Origin of the sequence: Halomonas llamarensis (assembly GCF_023555005.1) — a bacterium.
Lineage (GTDB): Bacteria > Pseudomonadota > Gammaproteobacteria > Pseudomonadales > Halomonadaceae > Vreelandella > Vreelandella llamarensis.
Genome location: NZ_JAMJPJ010000041.1, coordinates 1 through 17,881, shown reverse-complemented (window position 1 = coordinate 17,881; position 17,881 = coordinate 1). Strand labels below are relative to the sequence as shown.

Below are 17,881 nucleotides of genomic sequence, written 5' to 3'. Positions count from 1 at the left end.
TGGGCAGCCCACCTGCCGATCGCCTAGCGGAGTCTCCATGACGCTATCAGTTAATGCGGTAACCACCCCCGCCAAGCGACTTTTGGCCGCCTTTCTACCGATTGCGCTGCTTTCGGTACCACTCATCGCGGCCCCGCCACAGGCCGTGGCGCAAACAGCCGACACGCTGCCCAACACAAGCGAACTAGACGATTTACCTCTCGAAGAGATCCAAACCTTGGCGGAGGTATTCGAGCGCATCAAACGCGCCTATGTGGAGGAGGTTGACGACCGCACGCTGCTGCGTAACGCCATGCGTGGCATGCTCAGCGAGCTGGACCCGCACTCCACTTACCTAGATGAAGACGAGTTCAAAAGCCTGCGCGAATCGACCCAGGGAGAGTTTGGCGGTATCGGTATCGAAGTGGGCATGGAAAACAGCCAACTAACGGTGATCACGCCAATCGATGATACCCCGGCCTCAGAAGCGGGGCTGATGTCGCGAGATATCATCATCGGCATCGACGGCACACCCACCGAAAGCCTATCGCTGCAAGAAGCCGTCAATTTAATGCGCGGCGAACCCGGCACACCGCTTACGATTTCCATCCTGCGTAGCGGTGAAGACAGCCCGCGAGAATTCACCCTCACCCGCGAAGTGATCCGCACCGAAAGCGTTAAACATGAGCTTCTTGAGCCCGGTTACGGTTATCTGCGCATCAGCCAATTCCAGGCACGCACCGCCGCGCAGGCCCGCGAGGCGCTGCAAAACATGGCCGATGAAGGCGAACTTAACGGGCTCGTGCTGGATTTGCGCAATAACCCCGGCGGCGTGCTTCAAGGCGCCGTGGATGTGGCGGATCTGTTTTTGGACAAGGGGCTCGTGGTCTACACCGAAGGGCGCCTTTCTGACGCACAAATGGAGTTCTCCGCCACGCCTGATACGCCTGCCGACGATATGCCGCTCGTGGTACTGGTCAACGGTGGCAGCGCCTCCGCCGCAGAAATTGTCGCTGGCGCCATTCAGGACCAGCGCCGCGGGGTGATCATGGGAACCGACAGCTTCGGTAAAGGGTCAGTGCAGCAGATTATGCCGCTAGGCAACGGTGAGGGCTTGAAGCTCACCACGGCGCTTTACTACACGCCCAACGGGCGCTCCATTCAGGCCCAAGGCATCGAACCCGATGTAGAAGTGGTGCGCGGCCGACTTGAAGTCGCCGATAGCCGACGCCAGCTGCGCGAAGCCGATTTAGAAGGCCACCTCCGCTCCCAAGGGGAAACTCGCGAGCGCCAAGAAGTCTCCAAGCGGCTGCGCGACGACTACCAGCTTGGTGAAGCGCTGAACCTGCTAAAAGCCCTTAACGTGGTGGATCGCCGCCGCGATTAGCGGCCGCTCGTCGGCAGGCGGCCGCGCTCACCGGTGGCCTGCCGCATGAGTACCCGCTTGATCGGCACCAGCCGGTTCATGCCGCTCATACCGACATTACGCGCCAGCGTTAAGGCGGGATTTTTGGTGCCAAACAGCCACTTGAACCCCTTCATTAACCCCAGCATAGCGGCGTTATCACCCCGACGGCGGCGCTCGTAGCGCGCCAGAATGCGCACATCTCCCCAAGGCGCGCCGCGCCGCCAGGCCTGAATCACTTCTTCCGCCAACACGGCGGCATCCATCAAACCAAGATTGACGCCTTGGCCCGCCAGCGGGTGAATACTGTGCGCGGCATCGCCCACCAGCGCCAAGTGAGGCTGAACATACTCGCGGGCGTGGCGCTGCACCAGCGGGAAGCGGTAGGCACTATCGCGCACTTCAACCCGACCTAAGCGGTGCTCGAAGGAACTGCCCAATGCATCGCCGAGCGCACCCGCGCTAAGCTCGCACAACGCCTTGGCCCGATCCGGCGTCGTGGACCAGACAATCGAGCAGTAGTGGTCATCACCCGCGACGGTCAGCGGCAAAAATGCCAGCGGCTCGCCCGCGAGAAAGACCTGGCGCGCCGTGCCCGCGTGGGGGATTTCACAACGCACCGTAGTCACCACCGCGTGCTGGCCCATATCGTCTTCACTCACTGCTATCTCAGCCAACGCGCGCAGCGCTGAGCGCGCGCCATCGGCGGCCACCACCAACGGCGCGTGAAGCTCGTGACCGTTATCCAACTCAAGCCAACGCCCAGTGGCGGTGGTTTGCAGCGCTTCAACGCGAGTACCGTCAATGCGTGTGACCTTCGGGTGACCCGTGAGTTGTGCGTTAAGTGACGCAAGGGTTACGTCGTTTTCAACGATATGACCGAGCACCGGCACACCCGCTTCGTCGGCGGAAAAACGAATTTCACCGCTGCCTTCGCCGTCCCATACGTGCATAGCGTGATACGGCGTTACCCGCGCGGCCGCCATTTCAGGCCAGGCGTTTAGCTGTGTGAGAAGACGCTGCGACACCGGCGTCAGCGCGCTAACCCGCGGGGCGGGTTGCGTCAGATCGAGTGTCTCTGGCAGCAAGGGGACGTCTTGTGCCTCTACCAGCGCCACGCGCATGCCAGCATTGGCGAGCAGCGCGCATAGGGTGGCGCCGACCATGCCCGCGCCGACGATGACGACGTCGAATACTGCGTTTTTGCTGTCGTTTTTTGGGCTCACGTCGTATTGGCTCCCTGTGCTCATTAGCGTTCAATTCCCATGGCGCGGCGCGCGAGGCTCCGCCGTAGCGGCCCGGCTAAGTTAAGGCCAATCAGCCCTGCCGCACGGGCGTGACCTAATAGCGGCAGATCAGCGCCAAAGAGCCTTACCAGCCCATCGCTGAAGCGGATCACATTGGCGCGATCACGCTCGCGGCAGCGTTCGAAATCCTCCAGCATGGCCATCGCACCTGGCGTCTGCCCGGCAGCGAGGCTTGCACCCAACGTATCCACCAAGTCCATCACGCCGCGCAGCGCCAGGTTAAACCCCTGCCCCGCCACCGGGTGCAACGCGTGGGCCGCATTGCCCAATACCGCCAGGCCAGGCCGCACCGGCTCTTTCGCCGTGGTGAGCGTGAGCGGGTAAGCGTGGCGACTGCCGACATGGGTAAACCGCCCGGCGCGGTCACCAAACGCCGCCTGAAGGGCGAGAAGAAAATCCCTCTCCGAGAGTGCCATGCGTGCTTTTTCGGCCCCAGCCGGGTGTGTCCATACCAACTCCATGGCGTTACCCGGTAGCGGCAGTAACGCAATCGGCCCGTCGCGGGTAAAGCGCTCATACGCCACGCCTTGATGGGGCTGGCTCACCGCCACATTGGCAATCAGCGCGGTTTGCTCGTAAGACGCATGGTCACTTTCGATACCCAGCTGCTCTTTCAACCCTGAGCGACCGCCGTCGGCCAGTACCGTCAACGCGCCGGTGAGTTCACTGCCGTCAGAGAGTAGAAGCCGGTGCCCTTCGGCAACGGGCGCAATCGTCTCAACCCGCGCGGGGCAGTGCCACTCAAGCGGTAACTCGGCGAGATGGTGGTGCAGCACGCGGCCCATCCAGGCATTGGGAATGACGTGCCCCAGCGCCTCAATCCCCACATCGGCGGCATTTAGGCGCGCCGCCCCGAGCTGCCCACGTTCGCTGATATGGATACGCTTAATCGGGGCTGCTTCTTGGCGCATGGCCTCCCACACGCCTAAACGGCGGAAACGCTGCGCGGAGCCCTCGGCAATGGCGCTGGCACGAGCATCAAAACTTGGCTGCCACGTCGGCGGCGCATCAATAGACAGCAGCGGCGCAGCTTCGATGACCGCGACGCGCAGTGAATGCCGTTCAATTAACGGGGCCAGGGCACAGCCTAAGCTCGCCCCGACCAACCCACCGCCGACAATCACAATATCATGTGTCACTGCGTTTTCTGGCGTCGCCATCTAAGACTCCATTAGAATTTAAAACATAAAAATCAAATACTTATATCGTAATGTAAATTACATAAAGGCATATAACGCCACCTAATCTGGTTGTTTATTAACCATCAATGCTTCGATATCGGCCACTTTCTTGGGCACACCTGAGGTGAGCACATCATGGCCGTTTTCCGTCACCACCACATCGTCTTCGATACGGATGCCTATCCCGCGATACTCACTGGGAATGTCGGCGTCATCGGGAATGTAGAGCCCTGGTTCGACGGTCAGCACCATCCCGGGTGCAAGCGGGCGGAAGGTATCCGGGTCAAGGCGGTAAGTGCCGACATCGTGGACATCAAGCCCGAGCCAATGCGATGTCGAATGCAGGTAGAAGCGGCGATAACTCTCGTCTTCCACGCGCGCACCCGCGTCGCCTTCCAGCAAGCCAAGCTCAATCAGTCCTTGGGTCAGGTCGCGCACCACACCCTGGTGGATGGCTTTAAGCGTCGTACCGGGCTTGACGGCCGCTATCGCGCGCTCCTGCGCTGCCAGCACGATAGTGTAAATGGCGCGCTGGGCCGCGCTGAAGGTGCCAGATACCGGGAAAGTGCGGGTAATATCGCCTGCGTAGAGGTCAAATTCAGCGCCAGCGTCAATTAAGACCAACTCACCCGCCTGTAGCGTTGCGCTGTTCTCAATGTAGTGCAACACGCACGCATTCGCACCGCCGCCAACAATCGTACTGTAGGCAGGGCCGCTACCGCCCTGCCACACGAATTCATGCTCCAGCTCTGCTTGCAGCTGATACTCAAAAAGTTCAGGGGCCGCGGCCTGCATGGCACGACAATGGGCGCGGGCGGAAATTGCCGCCGCATGGCGTAACAGGCAGATTTCTTCCGCGCTTTTGATCAAACGCATGTCATGGATTAAGGGGCTGATATCCTGCCAACCGCGCACTGGTGCCTGCCCGCGCCGTTGACCCGCTTTCGCCTGCACGTAGGCGTCTTCAGCCAAAGCGATGGCCTCAGCGCTTTCCAACGGCAGGTAGAGCTGTTCGCGGCCACGGAGCAGCTCGGCTAAGCGCTCATCGCGCTCGGCGTTCTCAAACGCGTGATCCAGGTCGTGCTCGTTCACTACGCCTGCGGCACCAAGGCGTCGGCCCGTCCATGCCTCCAGGGTCGCGTCCCGGTCTTGGCAGAACACGATGCTCTCTCCAGCGCTCTCTCCAGTACTTTCTTCAGTACTTTCTTCAATACTTGCGCCCCTGCCGTCTTCGCCTTCACCCGGCAGCAGCACCAGTAGTGCATCGGGCTCGGTCATGCCGGTGAGGTAGTAGAAGTCGCTGTTCTGGCGAAACGGGAATTCACTGTCATTGGAGCGCGTGAGCAATGACGCGCTAGGCAAGAGGACGGCCGCCGACGAGGGCAGCTGGCGCATCAGCGCCTCGCGGCGTGCGCGGTAGGTTTCCGGCGAGATAGCAGCAGGGCGCGGTATGACATCAGGCAGCATGCAAACTCCTTTTTTATTGAATAAAACCGTTTTTTGATCCACAAGGCAGTGATGCGCTCAATGCACAGGCGTATCGGTCTGCTCTACCTGAGGCTGGCCGGGATGCTGCTCGGTATACAGCATCATGGCCGCCATGCGCGCGTGTTCGGTCAAGGCAAACAGATCGTTTTCGTTTTCAGGGCTGTCGTCGATGTCGGTTTCGATCTGCGAAAGCGCCGGCAAGTCATCCAGCGCCTCGCGCAGGGTTTGCGACCAACGCTTACGCAACGCGTTATCCACCGCTTCATCGAGCACTTCGACAAAGCCCTGTGTCCACTCTTTAAGGCCCTGGGCTTGCTCGGCGAGAGAGAAAAGTTCATCGGGCAGCAGCGGCGTGTAGTTCATTTCGCTGGCACTGAGCGCTTCAAGCGTCTGCTTGCGCCAGCCGAGCAGACGCTCGGCGCTGGCCTGATCCTTGGGTTGGTCGACACCGAGGCTTAAACATATCTCGTCAAGCCACGCCTCGGCAGAAACATCTTTAAGCGCCAGCAGTGCGCATAATCGCCCGTCTAAGAATGCTGGCGACTGCATGCTGCCGTGAAGGAGAAAAACATCTGCGACGTCAGAAAAATCTTGGCGGTCGTCGATTAGGGACATGTGAATAACTCACTTTATCTGTGGGAGCTCATACGCCGATGGCGTACGGTGTTAACGCGTTAAAAACGTTTTGTTCGTTAGAAAACCACGGCGTTCGCGCCTGCGCGTTGACCCCGCGCAAGCCGCTCTCTTATAGTGAACGCCGATCATCCTTCCTATACAGTGATGTTAACGCATCGGTCAATCAAATGACCCATGCCGGAGCCTTTGATGAGTAACGCTAAGCGGCCAACCAAAGAACTTACCCTACTCGGTCGCAGCTATATGATTGCCTGCGACCCAGGCGAAGAGAAAAAACTCGAGCGAGCCGCGCGTTACTTAGACCGCGCCATGCACGGTATTCATTCGCAGAGTAGCGTTTTAGGTAGCGAGCGCATCGCCATTATGGCGGCACTCAATATTACCCATGAGCTACTGGAAACGCTGGATGAACGCCGCGACTACGAGGCCGATATCACTCGCTTGAGCGAGCGTCTAGAAAACGCACTAGAAAAAAACCGCCCACCGTCGTAGCCGTAAATTGCACGCGTCCTTTGGTATCGGCAACCGCTCTGTTAAGATTAAGAGGTTCCCTGGGGTGTGCGCCAGTCGTTTACGTCCCTCGAGCCTATGCGCAATACCTAGGGGGCCAAATGCTAGCCAAACCCGTGTGCATGTCCGTGCGACGGAAAGCCTGACGGTTTGACTGCGGCCACCCACCTGAACCTTTGGGTTCAGGGCCAGAACGACAGCGGCACTCTGGGGAACTCACTGCCGAGAAACACACACTATGCCCGCCAACGACGCTATTAACAACGCTCGCGCCACCACGGCATCGCTTGAAAAAGCCGCACTGCGCCGCGAGCTAAAACGCCGCCGCCGTGCCCTCTCGCCTCAAGCCCAACGCCTTGCCGCCGAGACGCTGAGCGAACGCCTCAAATCACTGCCTGAAATCCAGCGCGCCCGGCGCGTCAGCCTCTATTTACCCGTTCACGGTGAAATCGATCCAACGCCGATTATGGCGTGGTTACGTGCGCGACGCGTAGATGTGTATCTGCCGGTATTGCGCCCGCTAGCCAAAAATTCGCTGTGGTTTGTCGCTTACCGCCCTGATACGCCTATGGTGAAAAACCGCTTCAACATTTGGCAGCCCACCACACGCTTTAGTGCTCAGCGTCGCAATCGCCTGCCCGCGTGGGCGCTCGATACGCTTATCGCACCGCTGGTGGGGTTTGATGCCCGTGGCAACCGTATGGGTATGGGCGGCGGCTTTTACGACCGCACGCTCGCGTTTGTCCGCCAGCGCCGCCCGGCACCACAACTGATTGGCGTCGCCCACGCCTGCCAAGAGGTAAAAGCGCTGCCAACCGAGCCGTGGGATATTCCACTCAGCGCTATCGTCACCGATACGAAGATCGTGCGGCCCTAATTTCCGCAGAAAAGAACACAAAACGGCCGCGTTGCATTCCGCAACGCGGCCGTTTTGTGTTTGTGCTAGCGAGCATAATGGGTCATCGCAATACGCAGCTAAACAATATAACCACTAACCCCCAGCAAGCGCTTGCGCATACCCCGTTACCAATACCCCCAGCGCAAACACCACCATTAGGGCCATGATCATATCCGGCTTTTTACGACGCATGTTGCTTCTCCATGATTTACCACAGTTGCCAAATGTTCGATAAGTATTTTCCTTTACTAGTCGGTCAATGCGATGATGTTTTTACATTATTTTGCTGACGACTATCTCATTAGCGACTATAGAGCTAATGGGCTACGCCTCGCAACGGCGAAAGGCATTATCAAACAGCGTTTGTTTAAACGTTCACCCCAGATCAAAGCGCTGAGCAACGCAAAGCCTCCAGGTAAGTAACCGCTTACTCCAGAGCACGTTTCATTACGTTACGCCATAAACAGCCGATAGGCCGGGTTATCGCTCTCCTTCCAATAGCGATAGCCAATGGTATCAAGGTGTTTTTCCACGTTCACACGGTCGCCGTTGGGCACTTGCATACCCACTAGCACACGCCCATAGGCGGCGCCGTGGTTGCGGTAGTGGAAAAGCGATATATTCCAATCATGCGGCAGTTGCGTTAAGAAGTTCATCAGCGCCCCTGGACGCTCGGGGAATTCAAAGCGGTAAAGCTCTTCGGCAAACTGCTCGCTAGGCCGCCCGCCGCCTAAGTGACGGATATGCACCTTGGCCAGCTCATTGTCGGTTAAGTCTTCGACTTGATAACCCGCCTCGGTGAGTTTTTCGATTACGGCTTGGCGATCTTCTCCGCCCGGTTTGACTTGCACGGCGACAAAGATATGTGCATCGGAGGCATCAGCATAGCGGTAGCTGAATTCAGTCACCATCCGCTTGCCCAGCGTGCGACAGAACTTTTTAAAACTGCCCGGCTTCTCAGCGATGGTGACGGCCAAAATGGCCTCGCGCTGCTCGCCTAGCGAGGTGCGCTCGGCGATATGCTGCAAACGGTCGAAATTGGTATTAGCACCAGAGTTGATGCACATCAGCGTATGGCTTTCGGCGCCGGTTTGCTGAATGTACTTTTTCAACCCCGCCAGCGAGAGCGCCCCAGACGTTTCGGAAACCGCGCGGGTATCCTCGAAAATATCCTTCACCGCGGCGCACATCTCATCGGCGCTGACGGTAATCACCTCGTCGATTAAGTGCTGCATGATGGAGAACGGCACCTCACCAATCTGCGCCACCGCGACGCCTTCGGCAAACACGCCAACTTGGTCCAAGACCACGCGCTCACCAGCGTCGAGCGCCGCTTTCAGACAAGCGCTATCTTCGGATTCCACCGCGATGACCTTGATATCCGGGCGCAAGTACTTCACATAGGCCGCCACGCCGGCAATGAGCCCACCGCCGCCCACAGGGACAAAGATCGCATCAATGGGTCCGGCGTGCTGACGCAGCATTTCCACCGCAATAGTGCCTTGCCCGGCCACCACGTCAATATCGTCAAACGGCGGGATATAGGTGTAGCCGTGCTCTTTGATCAGCTCCTGAGCATACTCAGCCGCAGCGGCAAAGGCATCGCCCTTCAGTATTACCTTGGCCCCTCGGGCCCGCACCGCGGCCACCTTGATCTCCGGGGTAATCCGCGGCATCACGATGGTGGCTTTAACGCCCATTTGCTTGGCCGCCATTGCTAGCCCCTGGGCGTGGTTACCGGCAGAGGCCGCGATCACGCCTTTGGCTTTTTGCTCTTCGGTCAGCTGCGCCATCTTGTTGTAGGCGCCACGAATCTTGAAGGAGAAAACCGGCTGCAGGTCTTCACGCTTAATTAAAATCGTGTTGTTGAAGCGGCGTGACAGAAACGGGGCGGGTGAAATCGGGGTTTCGCAAGCCGCTTCATAAACGCGGGCTTGGAGAATTTTCTTCACGGTTGCTTCGAGCATGCTGGTATCCCACAGGAGTTAATGGCCATCACGGCACAGGTCAGACAAAGCCTCTATTGGTAGCAGATAGCGCCTAGTGGCGTCTAGCATTTCAACGTCGGCAGCGCGCTTTTCCCCCGCTATACTGTGGAGCTCTACTGTTCACTTACCCTTCCTTTGACCCAACGAAAGGCACTCCATGAACCAAGACGAACTGAAAGCCGCTGTTGCTGACGCCGCCATCAAAGAAATCGAACCGTGGCTTGAGAAAGACACCGTGCTCGGCATTGGCACCGGCTCCACGGCTAATTTATTTATCGACCGCCTAGGCAAGTTCGCCGGTCGTTTCAAAGGCGCGGTGGCAAGCTCAGATGCCAGCACCAAGCGTTTAAAAGGCTTGGGTATTGATGTGCTAGAGCTCAATAGTAGCGGCACACTGCCCTTTTATATCGACGGCGCAGACGAAGTGAACGCCCACTTACAAATGATCAAAGGCGGCGGTGCGGCGCTCACACGGGAGAAAATCGTCGCCGCCTGCGCTGAGCGGTTTATCTGCATCGCCGATGACTCCAAGTACGTCGCCCAGCTGGGGCACTTTCCGCTGCCGATTGAAGTCATCCCCATGGCGCGCTCTTACGTCGCTCGCGAGCTAGTGAAGCTTGGCGCCGAACCGGTTTATCGCGAGGGCGTGGTGACCGATAACGGCAATCAAATCATCGATTGCTATGACGTTATGATTGATGACCCGAAGGCGATGGAAGCCACCCTCAACGGTATTGTCGGCGTGGTCACCAACGGCTTGTTTGCCGCCCGTGGCGCCGATGTGCTGCTACTCGGCAAAGAAGACGGCGTCGAGCGCACCGCGCTGCGTTGAACCATATATCGCTCACCCTGAGCCTTTTAAAGGGTGAGCGAATATCACAGCAGGCGCGCTAATCCCTCCAGCGTCCGCGCCAGCGCTCCTCGCTCTTCTGCTACCACCCGCTGCCCCTGCGCGCCTTTTTGCGCCGTGGTAGCGGGGTCGCTGAAGGCGTCCATCAACGCCTTTCCCAAAGCCTCGGCGTCAGCGACCGGCGTCAGTGCACCAGCCTCGATAAGCGGCGCGGCGACATCGTCAAAATTCTCAAGCGACGGCCCGCATAGGGTAAAACGCCCAAGGCTTGCCGGTTCCACCACGTTGTGACCACCAAGCGGTACCAAACTCCCCCCAACAAAAGCGACATCGCCTGCCGCGTAGAGCATACCAAGCTCACCGAGGGTATCGCCCAAGTAGACCGCTGTGTCTTTCGTCACCGGCTGATTTAGGCTTCGGCGCGCCACGGCAAAACCTGCCTGCTCGCAAGTATGCGCCACGTCGTCAAAACGCGGCGGGTGGCGCGGCACCAAAATCAACAGTGCCTCGGGAAACATTTTGCGCAGTGAGCGATGCGCAGCGAGCACATGGCACTCTTCGCCGTCGCGGGTCGAGCCCGCCACCCAAATAGGACGCTTGCCGGTCGGCTGAGAAATAGAACGACGTAAGCGCTCACTCTCTTCCCAAGCGTTATCAGGCGAAGTTATTTCAAATTTAAGCGAGCCCACTACCTGGGTTCTCTCGGCGGGCAAACCCAGTGTTTTAAAGCGCTCGGCATCCACAGCGGATTTCGCCGCCAGCCAGGTGATATTTTCAAGTGTCTGCGTCATCAAACGCGGAAAGCGCTGGTAGCGGGCAAAGGCCCGCACTGACAGGCGCCCGTTTACCACCGCCACCGGGATGCGCTCAGCCGCGCAAGCGTGGAGCAGGTTGGGCCAGAGCTCGGTTTCAAACAGGATCGCAAGCGCAGGCTGCCAGTGGTGCACAAACCGCTTGGCACTGCCAGGGAAATCCAGCGGCAGAAAGCGATGGCGTAAATTCGGCGAAAGGTGGGTAAGCGCTTGCACCTGCTGCGCCCCGGTAGCGGTCATGGTAGTGACCAGCAGGCAATGATGGGGGTAGGCGTTTGCAAGCGCTTCGATCAACGGCTTTGCCGCACGCACTTCCCCTACTGAAGCACAATGCAGCCAAATCAGCGGCCCCTCGGGGCGTGGCTCACGTTCGAACCCCAGCCGCTGCAACCGCGAGTAAGTGGGCACTTGCTCACGCCAAATGCGCCAGCCAACCAACGGCGAAAGCGCATAGAGCGCGGCAGAATAAAAATAGCGCGGCCAGGCAAGCATTAGCGCTCGCGGTCCAGAATGGTATCGATCATTGCCGTGGTAGAGACCCCATCTTCAAAGCCCAGTACTTTCACCTCGCCACCATGGGCCTTTACCGCCGCGCCGCCGGCGATATCATCGGGATGGTAATCGCCGCCTTTGACCAGCACATCGGGCAACACTGCTTCGATCAGCGCTTGCGGGGTATCATCGCTAAACGGTACCACCCAATCCACAGCACCGAGCCCGGCCAACACCTGCATCCGCCGACTAAGTGGGTTGATCGGCCGTTGCGGGCCTTTCAAGCGCGAAATAGACGCGTCGTCGTTAACGGCCACAATCAGGCGGTCGCCCAGGCGCTTGGCTTGCTCCAGATACGCCACATGCCCCGCGTGTAGAATATCGAAGCAGCCGTTGGTCATCACCACGCGTTCGCCGCGCACTTGCGCTGCGCGCACCGCCTCTATCAAGGGGCTGGGCTCGATGACGCCAAACTCGGCGAGTTTATCGCCATGCAGCGCGGTGTAGAGCTCAGCAATCGAGAGCGTCGCCGTGCCCGGCTTGGCCACCACCAGCCCGGCGCCGAGGTTCGCTAGCATCATTGCTTCGGGCAATGCATGCCCAGCGGCCAACGCCAAGCCCATCATACCAATCACCGTATCGCCCGCACCGGTGACATCGAAGACCTCTTGGGCGCGGGTGGGCAGGTGTAGCGGCGCGTGGCCTTCACGAATCAATACCATGCCTTTTTCGCTGCGGGTGATCAGCAGCCCTTCCAGTTCTAGCTCAACACGCAGCGCTTCGCCGCGCTTGGCAAGTTGCTCATCGCTTTCACAGTGGCCGACAATCGCTTCAAATTCGCCCAGATTCGGAGTGATCAGAGTAGCACCGCGGTACTTGCGAAAATCCTGACCTTTGGGGTCGATCAGTACGCGCTTGCCCGCTGTCTTGGCGAGTGCAATTAACCGTTCGACCTGATTCAGGGTGCCCTTGCCATAATCGGAGAGCACCATGACATCACATTCGGGTAGCGCTTTTTCCACGCTATCCAGCAGTGGCTGCGTATCGACATTATCGAGGCGCTGCTCAAAATCGAGCCGCAGCAACTGCTGGTTGCGGCTCATCACCCGCAGTTTGGTAATCGTTGGCACCTCAGCGCTACGCTGAAAGTAAGTGCTTACATCTGAAGCCGTTAAGCGCTCATTTAACAAACCGGCATTTTCATCCTGACCGACCACTCCCGCTAATGCTGCGTGAGCGCCTAACGCCGCAATATTGAGAGCCACGTTAGCTGCACCGCCAGGACGATCATCGGCGTCTTCTACGCGCACGACCGGCACCGGCGCCTCCGGTGAAATACGTGAAGCACCTCCGTGCCAGTAGCGATCGAGCATGACATCGCCCACGACCAGTACGCGAGCATGCTCCAAAGCGGTTAAATCAACTTTCATCTAGCGTTCCTTGTCCGGCATTCGTGTGGTCGGCTGTGTGGGCGAGTAATGCATCAAGCTTGGCTATTACCGTCTCGGTTTTGATCAAATTCATGGCGTCTGGGTGGCGCACGCGCTGCCCCCACGGCAGATCATCGACGCTTTTATGTAGATAGGTACGCACCGCTTCCGGATAGGCATTAACGGCAAAATCACGCCATAGGTAAGGCGCCGCCCGCTGCGGGTTGGTGGTGGCGTAAAGGCCAAGCGTCGGCGTACCCAGCGCATTGGCCATATGAGCCGGGCCAGTATCGGGGGCAATCGCCACACGCGCGCGGTCGATCAGCGCCAGCAACCCCTTAAGCGATGTGCCACCGATGGCGTTGATCACACTCCCCGGCTGGCACAACGCCTCAATGCGCTCGCCCATCTCTTTTTCGGCGGTGGTACCGCCCCCGGTAAGCAGGCTTTTTAGCCCATGCTTCACCCAGGCGTACTCGATCACGCTGGCGTAGCCTTCGGCCGACCAGTTGCGGAAATTACGCAGTCGCGGGTTACTGCAGGGGTTAATCACCATATAGGGCGGATCACCGCTGATCAGGCGCGCCTCGTCATAAGCGCTTTCCGGTATCGGGAGCTCCCACGCAAGGCTGTCATCCTCCACGCCGAGCCGCCGGGCGAAATCCATAAACGACTCTAGTACATGGGGATTCTGGCGCGGGGCAATATGGTGCTGAATGAACCAGTGCTGCTTATCTTTCGCCCGAGCTTTATCATAACCAATTCGTGTATTCGCCTTTAGCCCAATCGATAGCACGCTGGCACGAATCGCCTGCTGCATGTGCAATAACACATCAAAGCGCGTATCGGAGAGCTCACGCCACAGGGCACGCATGCCTTTTATCCCGGTGGATTTATCGTAGACGACAAACTCGACCCCGGAGAGCCCGGTCAGTAAACTGTGCTCCCCCTTACCGATGATCCAGGTAATGCGCGCGTGAGGCCACTGGCGCTGCAACGCTCGTACGGTGGGCACAAGGTTGCAGACGTCGCCTAACGCCGACAAACGCAGAATCGCAATATGGTTAGGTTGAGCAGGCAGAGAGGGCTTCATGCGCTTAGCGGCACTCCGGCAAAAAAATAGTCATATTTTACATGATGCAGACAGTTTATGTGACGCTGGCATATCTCACCAACCCGACCCCGCACTGTTCAGCGCTGAATACTGGCGATCCCGCGATTTAGTGGTCGGCGAAGCCCCTGGCCGGGGCAGCAGCTTGTTTCTACAACCAACCCCTGACGCGAGCACGCAGTGGGTACTGCGCCCTTACCGCCGCGGCGGTCTCATCGCTAAATTAAACCAATCCCGCTATCTATGGACCGGGCTAGAACGCACCCGCGGCTTTCGCGAAATGCGCCTCACGGCCAACTTGTTCGAGCAGGGGTTACCTGTTCCCCGGCCCATCGCCGCTTGCGTAACCCGCCATGGACTCAGCTATGAAGCCGCCTTGATCACTCAGCGCATCCCCGGTGCCAAAGCGTTAGCCGAGTTGATCGTCAACCAACTGGCGGACGAAACGCTCTTGCGACGCGTAGGCGCCATGGTTCGACGTTTTCACCAGGCACGGCTTGATCATGTCGATCTGAACGCCCGCAATATTCTGGTCGATGCCAGCGGCGCGCCATGGTTGATTGACCTGGACCGCTGCCGGTTGCGCCAACCGGGGACGTGGCAGAACGCCAATTTGGAGAGGCTTGAGAGGTCCATACACAAGTTTGATGCAACTTTGTCGATCTCCCCCATTCTTCAAGGATACCGCGCTACCGCTTGATCAAACGCGGCCGTATTGATCCTCGAAACGGACAATATCGTCTTCGCCCAGGTAGCTACCGGACTGCACCTCTATCAGTTCAAGAGGCAGCGTGCCGGGGTTTTTCAGCGCGTGAACCTGGCCGATGGGGATATAAGTCGATTCATTTTCGAATACAAGGGAGGTGGTCTCTCCGTTAGTGACTTCCGCCGTGCCGGATACCACTATCCAGTGCTCTGCCCTGTGATGATGCATTTGTACCGAGAGTTTAGCGCCCGGGTTCACCGTAATACGTTTAACCTGATAACGCTGGCCCTTATCGATCGATTCGTAGCGCCCCCAGGGACGATAGACAACGCAATGATTGTTGAACTCGTCCCGACCTTCAGACTTGAGTCGCTCGACAATTTTTTTAACATCTTGCGTCTTATGCCTATCAGCGACCAATACCGCATCCTTGGTTTCAATAATGACGAGGTCTTCCAGGCCTATCGCGGCCACCAAGCGACTCTCGGAACGCAACATGGTATTGCGGGTATCTTCCTGGATGACATCACCATGATAGCTGTTGCCTGCCTCGCACTTATCGCTTAACTCCCATATGGACGACCAGGCACCTAGGTCACTCCAGCGTGCCGACAAGGGCACGACGGCGGCATGCTGCGTTTTCTCCATCACGGCATAATCGACCGATATGTCCTCGCATTGGGCGAAAGCATCCTTATCGATGCGGGTAAAATCCAGATCCTTCTTTATCTGCGCCATTGCCTGATGGCAAGCATGCAGCATGTCGGGGTAGAAGTGCGCTATCTCCTCCAAGTAGCGGCTCGCTCGAAACAGAAACATGCCGCTATTCCACAAATATTCGCCACTTTCCACGTAACCAGCGGCCGTCACCGCATCCGGCTTTTCGACGAAACGTCGAACACTAAAGCCTGGCTCCAATGAAGCCCCCTGATGGATATAGCCGTACCCCGTTTCAGGAGAGGTGGGCACGACGCCGAAGGTAACCAAATAATCCAGCTCTGCGAGCGACTGCGCCTTCTTGATACTGTCATGGAACGGCGCGATATCCTCCACCAGGTGATCCGCCGCCAACACAAGCAATAAAGGGTCCTCACCGTCTTGAGTAGCCGCAAGAGCCGCCAAAGCAATCGCGGGCGCCGTATTACGACCAACCGGTTCCAACAACAACTGACTGTCGCACACGTCAATTTGGCGTAATTGCTCCGCCACGAGAAAACGATGTTCTTCGTTACATATGACAATCGGTGCTTGTGTATCAAGCCCATCAAGCCGCCCCAGCGTCTTTTGCAACATGGTGAGCCCGCCATCGAGTGACAGAAACTGCTTGGGATACAATTGCCGTGACAATGGCCATAATCTTGATCCCGCTCCTCCCGCCAGGACAACCGGCAATAATGACATATCAGGATATTCCTAGGGTTATGAGAAAATCATAGTGTTGAGAGTGCCGACGCATACAAAGGTTCGGGTATCAAAGAGCTTCCTCCGCGTGACAGGCTTACCACTGTAGGGAAGCATACCTGACGCCATTAAATTACACTGTGCATGCTGTGAATATTCATCCAAGGGGATTCTATGAAAGACACGATCGAAGTACCGCTGTCGTTTGGTGAGGTGCTCGACAAGATCACGATATTGGAGATCAAATCCGAGCGTATCGAGAACGCTGAAAAAAACAGCAATGTCCGCCTGGAATTGGACGCTTTGAATCGTATATGGGCGCACGAGATTCAGGATCCATCACGCATTGCAGACGTGCGTGTTCAACTGAAAGCCGTCAACGAAGAACTTTGGGACATTGAGGACGATATCCGTGCCCAGGAGGCGAAGCAGGATTTCGGCCCCCATTTTATATCCCTTGCGCGCTCTGTCTATTTTACCAACGATCGACGTGCGGCCATCAAAAAAGAGGTGAACCTGCTACTTGGATCGCGATTTGTTGAAGAGAAATCGTATCAGGATTACAGCTCAACCCATTGATATTTCATTTTTTTGATTGATACGTTGTGCCATCCACCTGTCCAACATGTCGGTGGCATCATCAACTGAAATCATGTCCATGGCACCCTCGAATTCCGCTTTTGCTCCCCAGCGAGCCTGTGCAACCGTCTTGCCCGTAAACGTGCGCAATGCATCGGGGTAGCGGTTTACACACCATGTTAAAGAGCTGTAAGGGCCGGATCGATCAGGATTGCTGGCCGCATAAAGACCCAGCACATCGGTTCCCATGGCGTTGGCGATGTGGGCAGGCCCGGTATCCGGTGAAACAAGCAGGTCCGCGCCCTCAAGAAGTGCCGCCAATTGTTTGAGGGTATCCTGCCCACAGATATTCATGACCTTTTCTCTCATCAATTCTTCAATATCGCGACAAACCTTCTTCTCGAAGTCTGCTGGGCTACCCACCAGAATGACGTTAGCACCATGTGCGGAAACGGCGTAGTCCGCCAGCGCAGCGTATCGTTGTGATGACCAATTGCGAAGGACATGGCTGGCACAGGGGCTGATAACAAGGTTTATCCGGTCATGCGTAAGGTATTCGCGAGCCAGCGAATAATCTGCGTCTTTCAATGGAATATGCCAGTCAGGAGGCGCCGACGTCAGCCCAAGGGGCTCAAGAAAGCTGGCCAAACAATCGCGGACGTGTTGTTCGGCATTGGCCGCAATACGTCGATTGATGAAAAGGCTGTGCAGATCCTTGCTACGCGCCTTGTCGTAGCCAATCTTGACGGTCGCCGGAATCAATGCCGCGGCAAGATTGGCACGAAAGGAGACCTGCATATGCAAAAGCGCATCGAAATGCCTTCCCCGCATGGTACGGCGTAACGCTTTGTAGCCTTCAAGCCCCGATTTTTTATCAAAGACGATAAATTCCACACCGGGTAGATCACCGATCAACTTGGCTTCCAGCTTGCCGATCACCCATGTGATCTCAATATCAGGCACCTGAGCCTGCAAACTTTTGTAAGCGCTCCACCAAACACATCTTCTCACGTTGAGTTTTGCTGACCACACTGAGGCTCCCTTTATCCAGGAGATTCTCATGAACCACGAACTCAATGCCATGCAGGCTTTCTGGCTCGGCCATCTC

General features: G+C 57.5%; 16 protein-coding genes and 1 other RNA gene. 7 read left to right on the top strand and 10 right to left on the bottom strand.

What is annotated here, in order from left to right:
- Positions 1-37: 37 nt before the first annotated feature.
- Positions 38-1,366 carry a S41 family peptidase gene (locus M8006_RS16210; protein WP_250084019.1) on the top strand — a complete coding sequence of 443 codons (1,329 nt, stop codon included), beginning with the start codon at positions 38-40 and terminating at the stop codon, positions 1,364-1,366.
- Here the strand turns inward: M8006_RS16210 and M8006_RS16205 are convergent.
- From M8006_RS16205 to M8006_RS16190, 4 genes are all read right to left on the bottom strand, one after another.
- Entirely contained in the window at positions 1,363-2,634 is a 1,272-nt protein-coding gene (locus M8006_RS16205; protein ID WP_430886845.1) for a UbiH/UbiF/VisC/COQ6 family ubiquinone biosynthesis hydroxylase, read from the bottom strand. The two genes, M8006_RS16210 and M8006_RS16205, sit on opposite strands and share 4 nt — an antisense overlap.
- A complete protein-coding gene (gene ubiH, locus M8006_RS16200) occupies positions 2,634-3,851 on the bottom strand; it encodes a 2-octaprenyl-6-methoxyphenyl hydroxylase (protein ID WP_250084018.1) in 1,218 nt (405 codons plus the stop codon). Before ubiH ends, M8006_RS16205 begins: the two co-directional genes overlap by 1 nt.
- An 81-nt stretch (positions 3,852-3,932) precedes the next feature.
- Positions 3,933-5,339: a Xaa-Pro aminopeptidase gene (gene pepP / locus M8006_RS16195; RefSeq protein WP_250084016.1), complete on the bottom strand. Its 1,407-nt coding sequence runs from the start codon at positions 5,337-5,339 to the stop codon at positions 3,933-3,935.
- A gap of 57 nt (positions 5,340-5,396) precedes the next feature.
- Positions 5,397-5,975 carry a UPF0149 family protein gene (locus tag M8006_RS16190; RefSeq protein WP_250084015.1) on the bottom strand — a complete coding sequence of 193 codons (579 nt, stop codon included), beginning with the start codon at positions 5,973-5,975 and terminating at the stop codon, positions 5,397-5,399.
- Positions 5,976-6,185: 210 nt separating this feature from the next.
- On the opposite strand from M8006_RS16190, the gene M8006_RS16185 reads away from it, so the two are divergent.
- The 3 genes from M8006_RS16185 to M8006_RS16175 all read left to right on the top strand — a co-directional run bounded on the left by M8006_RS16185 (position 6,186) and on the right by M8006_RS16175 (position 7,383).
- Positions 6,186-6,488, top strand: coding sequence for a cell division protein ZapA (locus M8006_RS16185; protein WP_250084013.1), 303 nt, complete (start codon positions 6,186-6,188; stop codon positions 6,486-6,488).
- Positions 6,489-6,541: 53 nt separating this feature from the next.
- Positions 6,542-6,724, top strand: a non-coding RNA gene (gene ssrS, locus M8006_RS16180) — 6S RNA.
- Between the two features lie 20 nt (positions 6,725-6,744).
- Complete coding sequence (locus M8006_RS16175; RefSeq protein ID WP_250084011.1) at positions 6,745-7,383, top strand: 5-formyltetrahydrofolate cyclo-ligase; 639 nt, start codon at positions 6,745-6,747, stop codon at positions 7,381-7,383.
- A gap of 473 nt (positions 7,384-7,856) precedes the next feature.
- On the opposite strand, the gene ilvA is transcribed toward M8006_RS16175, so the two are convergent.
- A complete protein-coding gene (gene ilvA, locus M8006_RS16170) occupies positions 7,857-9,371 on the bottom strand; it encodes a threonine ammonia-lyase, biosynthetic (RefSeq protein WP_250084010.1) in 1,515 nt (504 codons plus the stop codon).
- A 178-nt stretch (positions 9,372-9,549) separates the two neighbouring features.
- Here ilvA and rpiA point away from each other — a divergent pair, with 178 nt between their 5' ends.
- Positions 9,550-10,224, top strand: a complete 675-nt coding sequence (rpiA, locus tag M8006_RS16165) for a ribose-5-phosphate isomerase RpiA (RefSeq protein WP_250084007.1) — start codon at positions 9,550-9,552, stop codon at positions 10,222-10,224.
- Positions 10,225-10,268: 44 nt separating this feature from the next.
- Here rpiA and waaA read toward each other — a convergent pair whose 3' ends face one another.
- Genes waaA through M8006_RS16150 form a run of 3 tightly spaced genes read right to left on the bottom strand, consistent with a single transcriptional unit; the run spans position 10,269 to position 14,069 of the window.
- On the bottom strand, positions 10,269-11,546 hold the full coding sequence (gene waaA, locus M8006_RS16160; RefSeq protein ID WP_250084006.1) for a lipid IV(A) 3-deoxy-D-manno-octulosonic acid transferase: 1,278 nt from the start codon (positions 11,544-11,546) through the stop codon (positions 10,269-10,271).
- Positions 11,546-12,976: a bifunctional D-glycero-beta-D-manno-heptose-7-phosphate kinase/D-glycero-beta-D-manno-heptose 1-phosphate adenylyltransferase HldE gene (gene hldE, locus M8006_RS16155; protein WP_250084004.1), complete on the bottom strand. Its 1,431-nt coding sequence runs from the start codon at positions 12,974-12,976 to the stop codon at positions 11,546-11,548. Before hldE ends, waaA begins: the two co-directional genes overlap by 1 nt.
- The gene (locus tag M8006_RS16150; protein WP_250084002.1) at positions 12,966-14,069 is read right to left on the bottom strand and encodes a glycosyltransferase family 9 protein; all 1,104 of its coding nucleotides are present in this window, start codon (positions 14,067-14,069) and stop codon (positions 12,966-12,968) included. Before M8006_RS16150 ends, hldE begins: the two co-directional genes overlap by 11 nt.
- On the opposite strand from M8006_RS16150, the gene M8006_RS16145 reads away from it, so the two are divergent.
- Positions 14,068-14,787: a 3-deoxy-D-manno-octulosonic acid kinase gene (locus M8006_RS16145; protein WP_250084000.1), complete on the top strand. Its 720-nt coding sequence runs from the start codon at positions 14,068-14,070 to the stop codon at positions 14,785-14,787. The two genes, M8006_RS16150 and M8006_RS16145, sit on opposite strands and share 2 nt — an antisense overlap.
- Here the strand turns inward: M8006_RS16145 and M8006_RS16140 are convergent, their stop codons facing one another.
- Positions 14,788-16,194: a mannose-1-phosphate guanylyltransferase/mannose-6-phosphate isomerase gene (locus tag M8006_RS16140; protein WP_250083998.1), complete on the bottom strand. Its 1,407-nt coding sequence runs from the start codon at positions 16,192-16,194 to the stop codon at positions 14,788-14,790.
- A gap of 174 nt (positions 16,195-16,368) precedes the next feature.
- Between M8006_RS16140 and M8006_RS16135 the strand changes: the two genes are divergently transcribed.
- A complete protein-coding gene (locus M8006_RS16135) occupies positions 16,369-16,773 on the top strand; it encodes a DUF6165 family protein (RefSeq protein WP_250083996.1) in 405 nt (134 codons plus the stop codon).
- Here M8006_RS16135 and M8006_RS16130 read toward each other — a convergent pair.
- The gene (locus M8006_RS16130) at positions 16,762-17,736 is read right to left on the bottom strand and encodes a glycosyltransferase family 9 protein (RefSeq protein ID WP_250083994.1); all 975 of its coding nucleotides are present in this window, start codon (positions 17,734-17,736) and stop codon (positions 16,762-16,764) included. The two genes, M8006_RS16135 and M8006_RS16130, sit on opposite strands and share 12 nt — an antisense overlap.
- Positions 17,737-17,881: the final 145 nt, after the last annotated feature.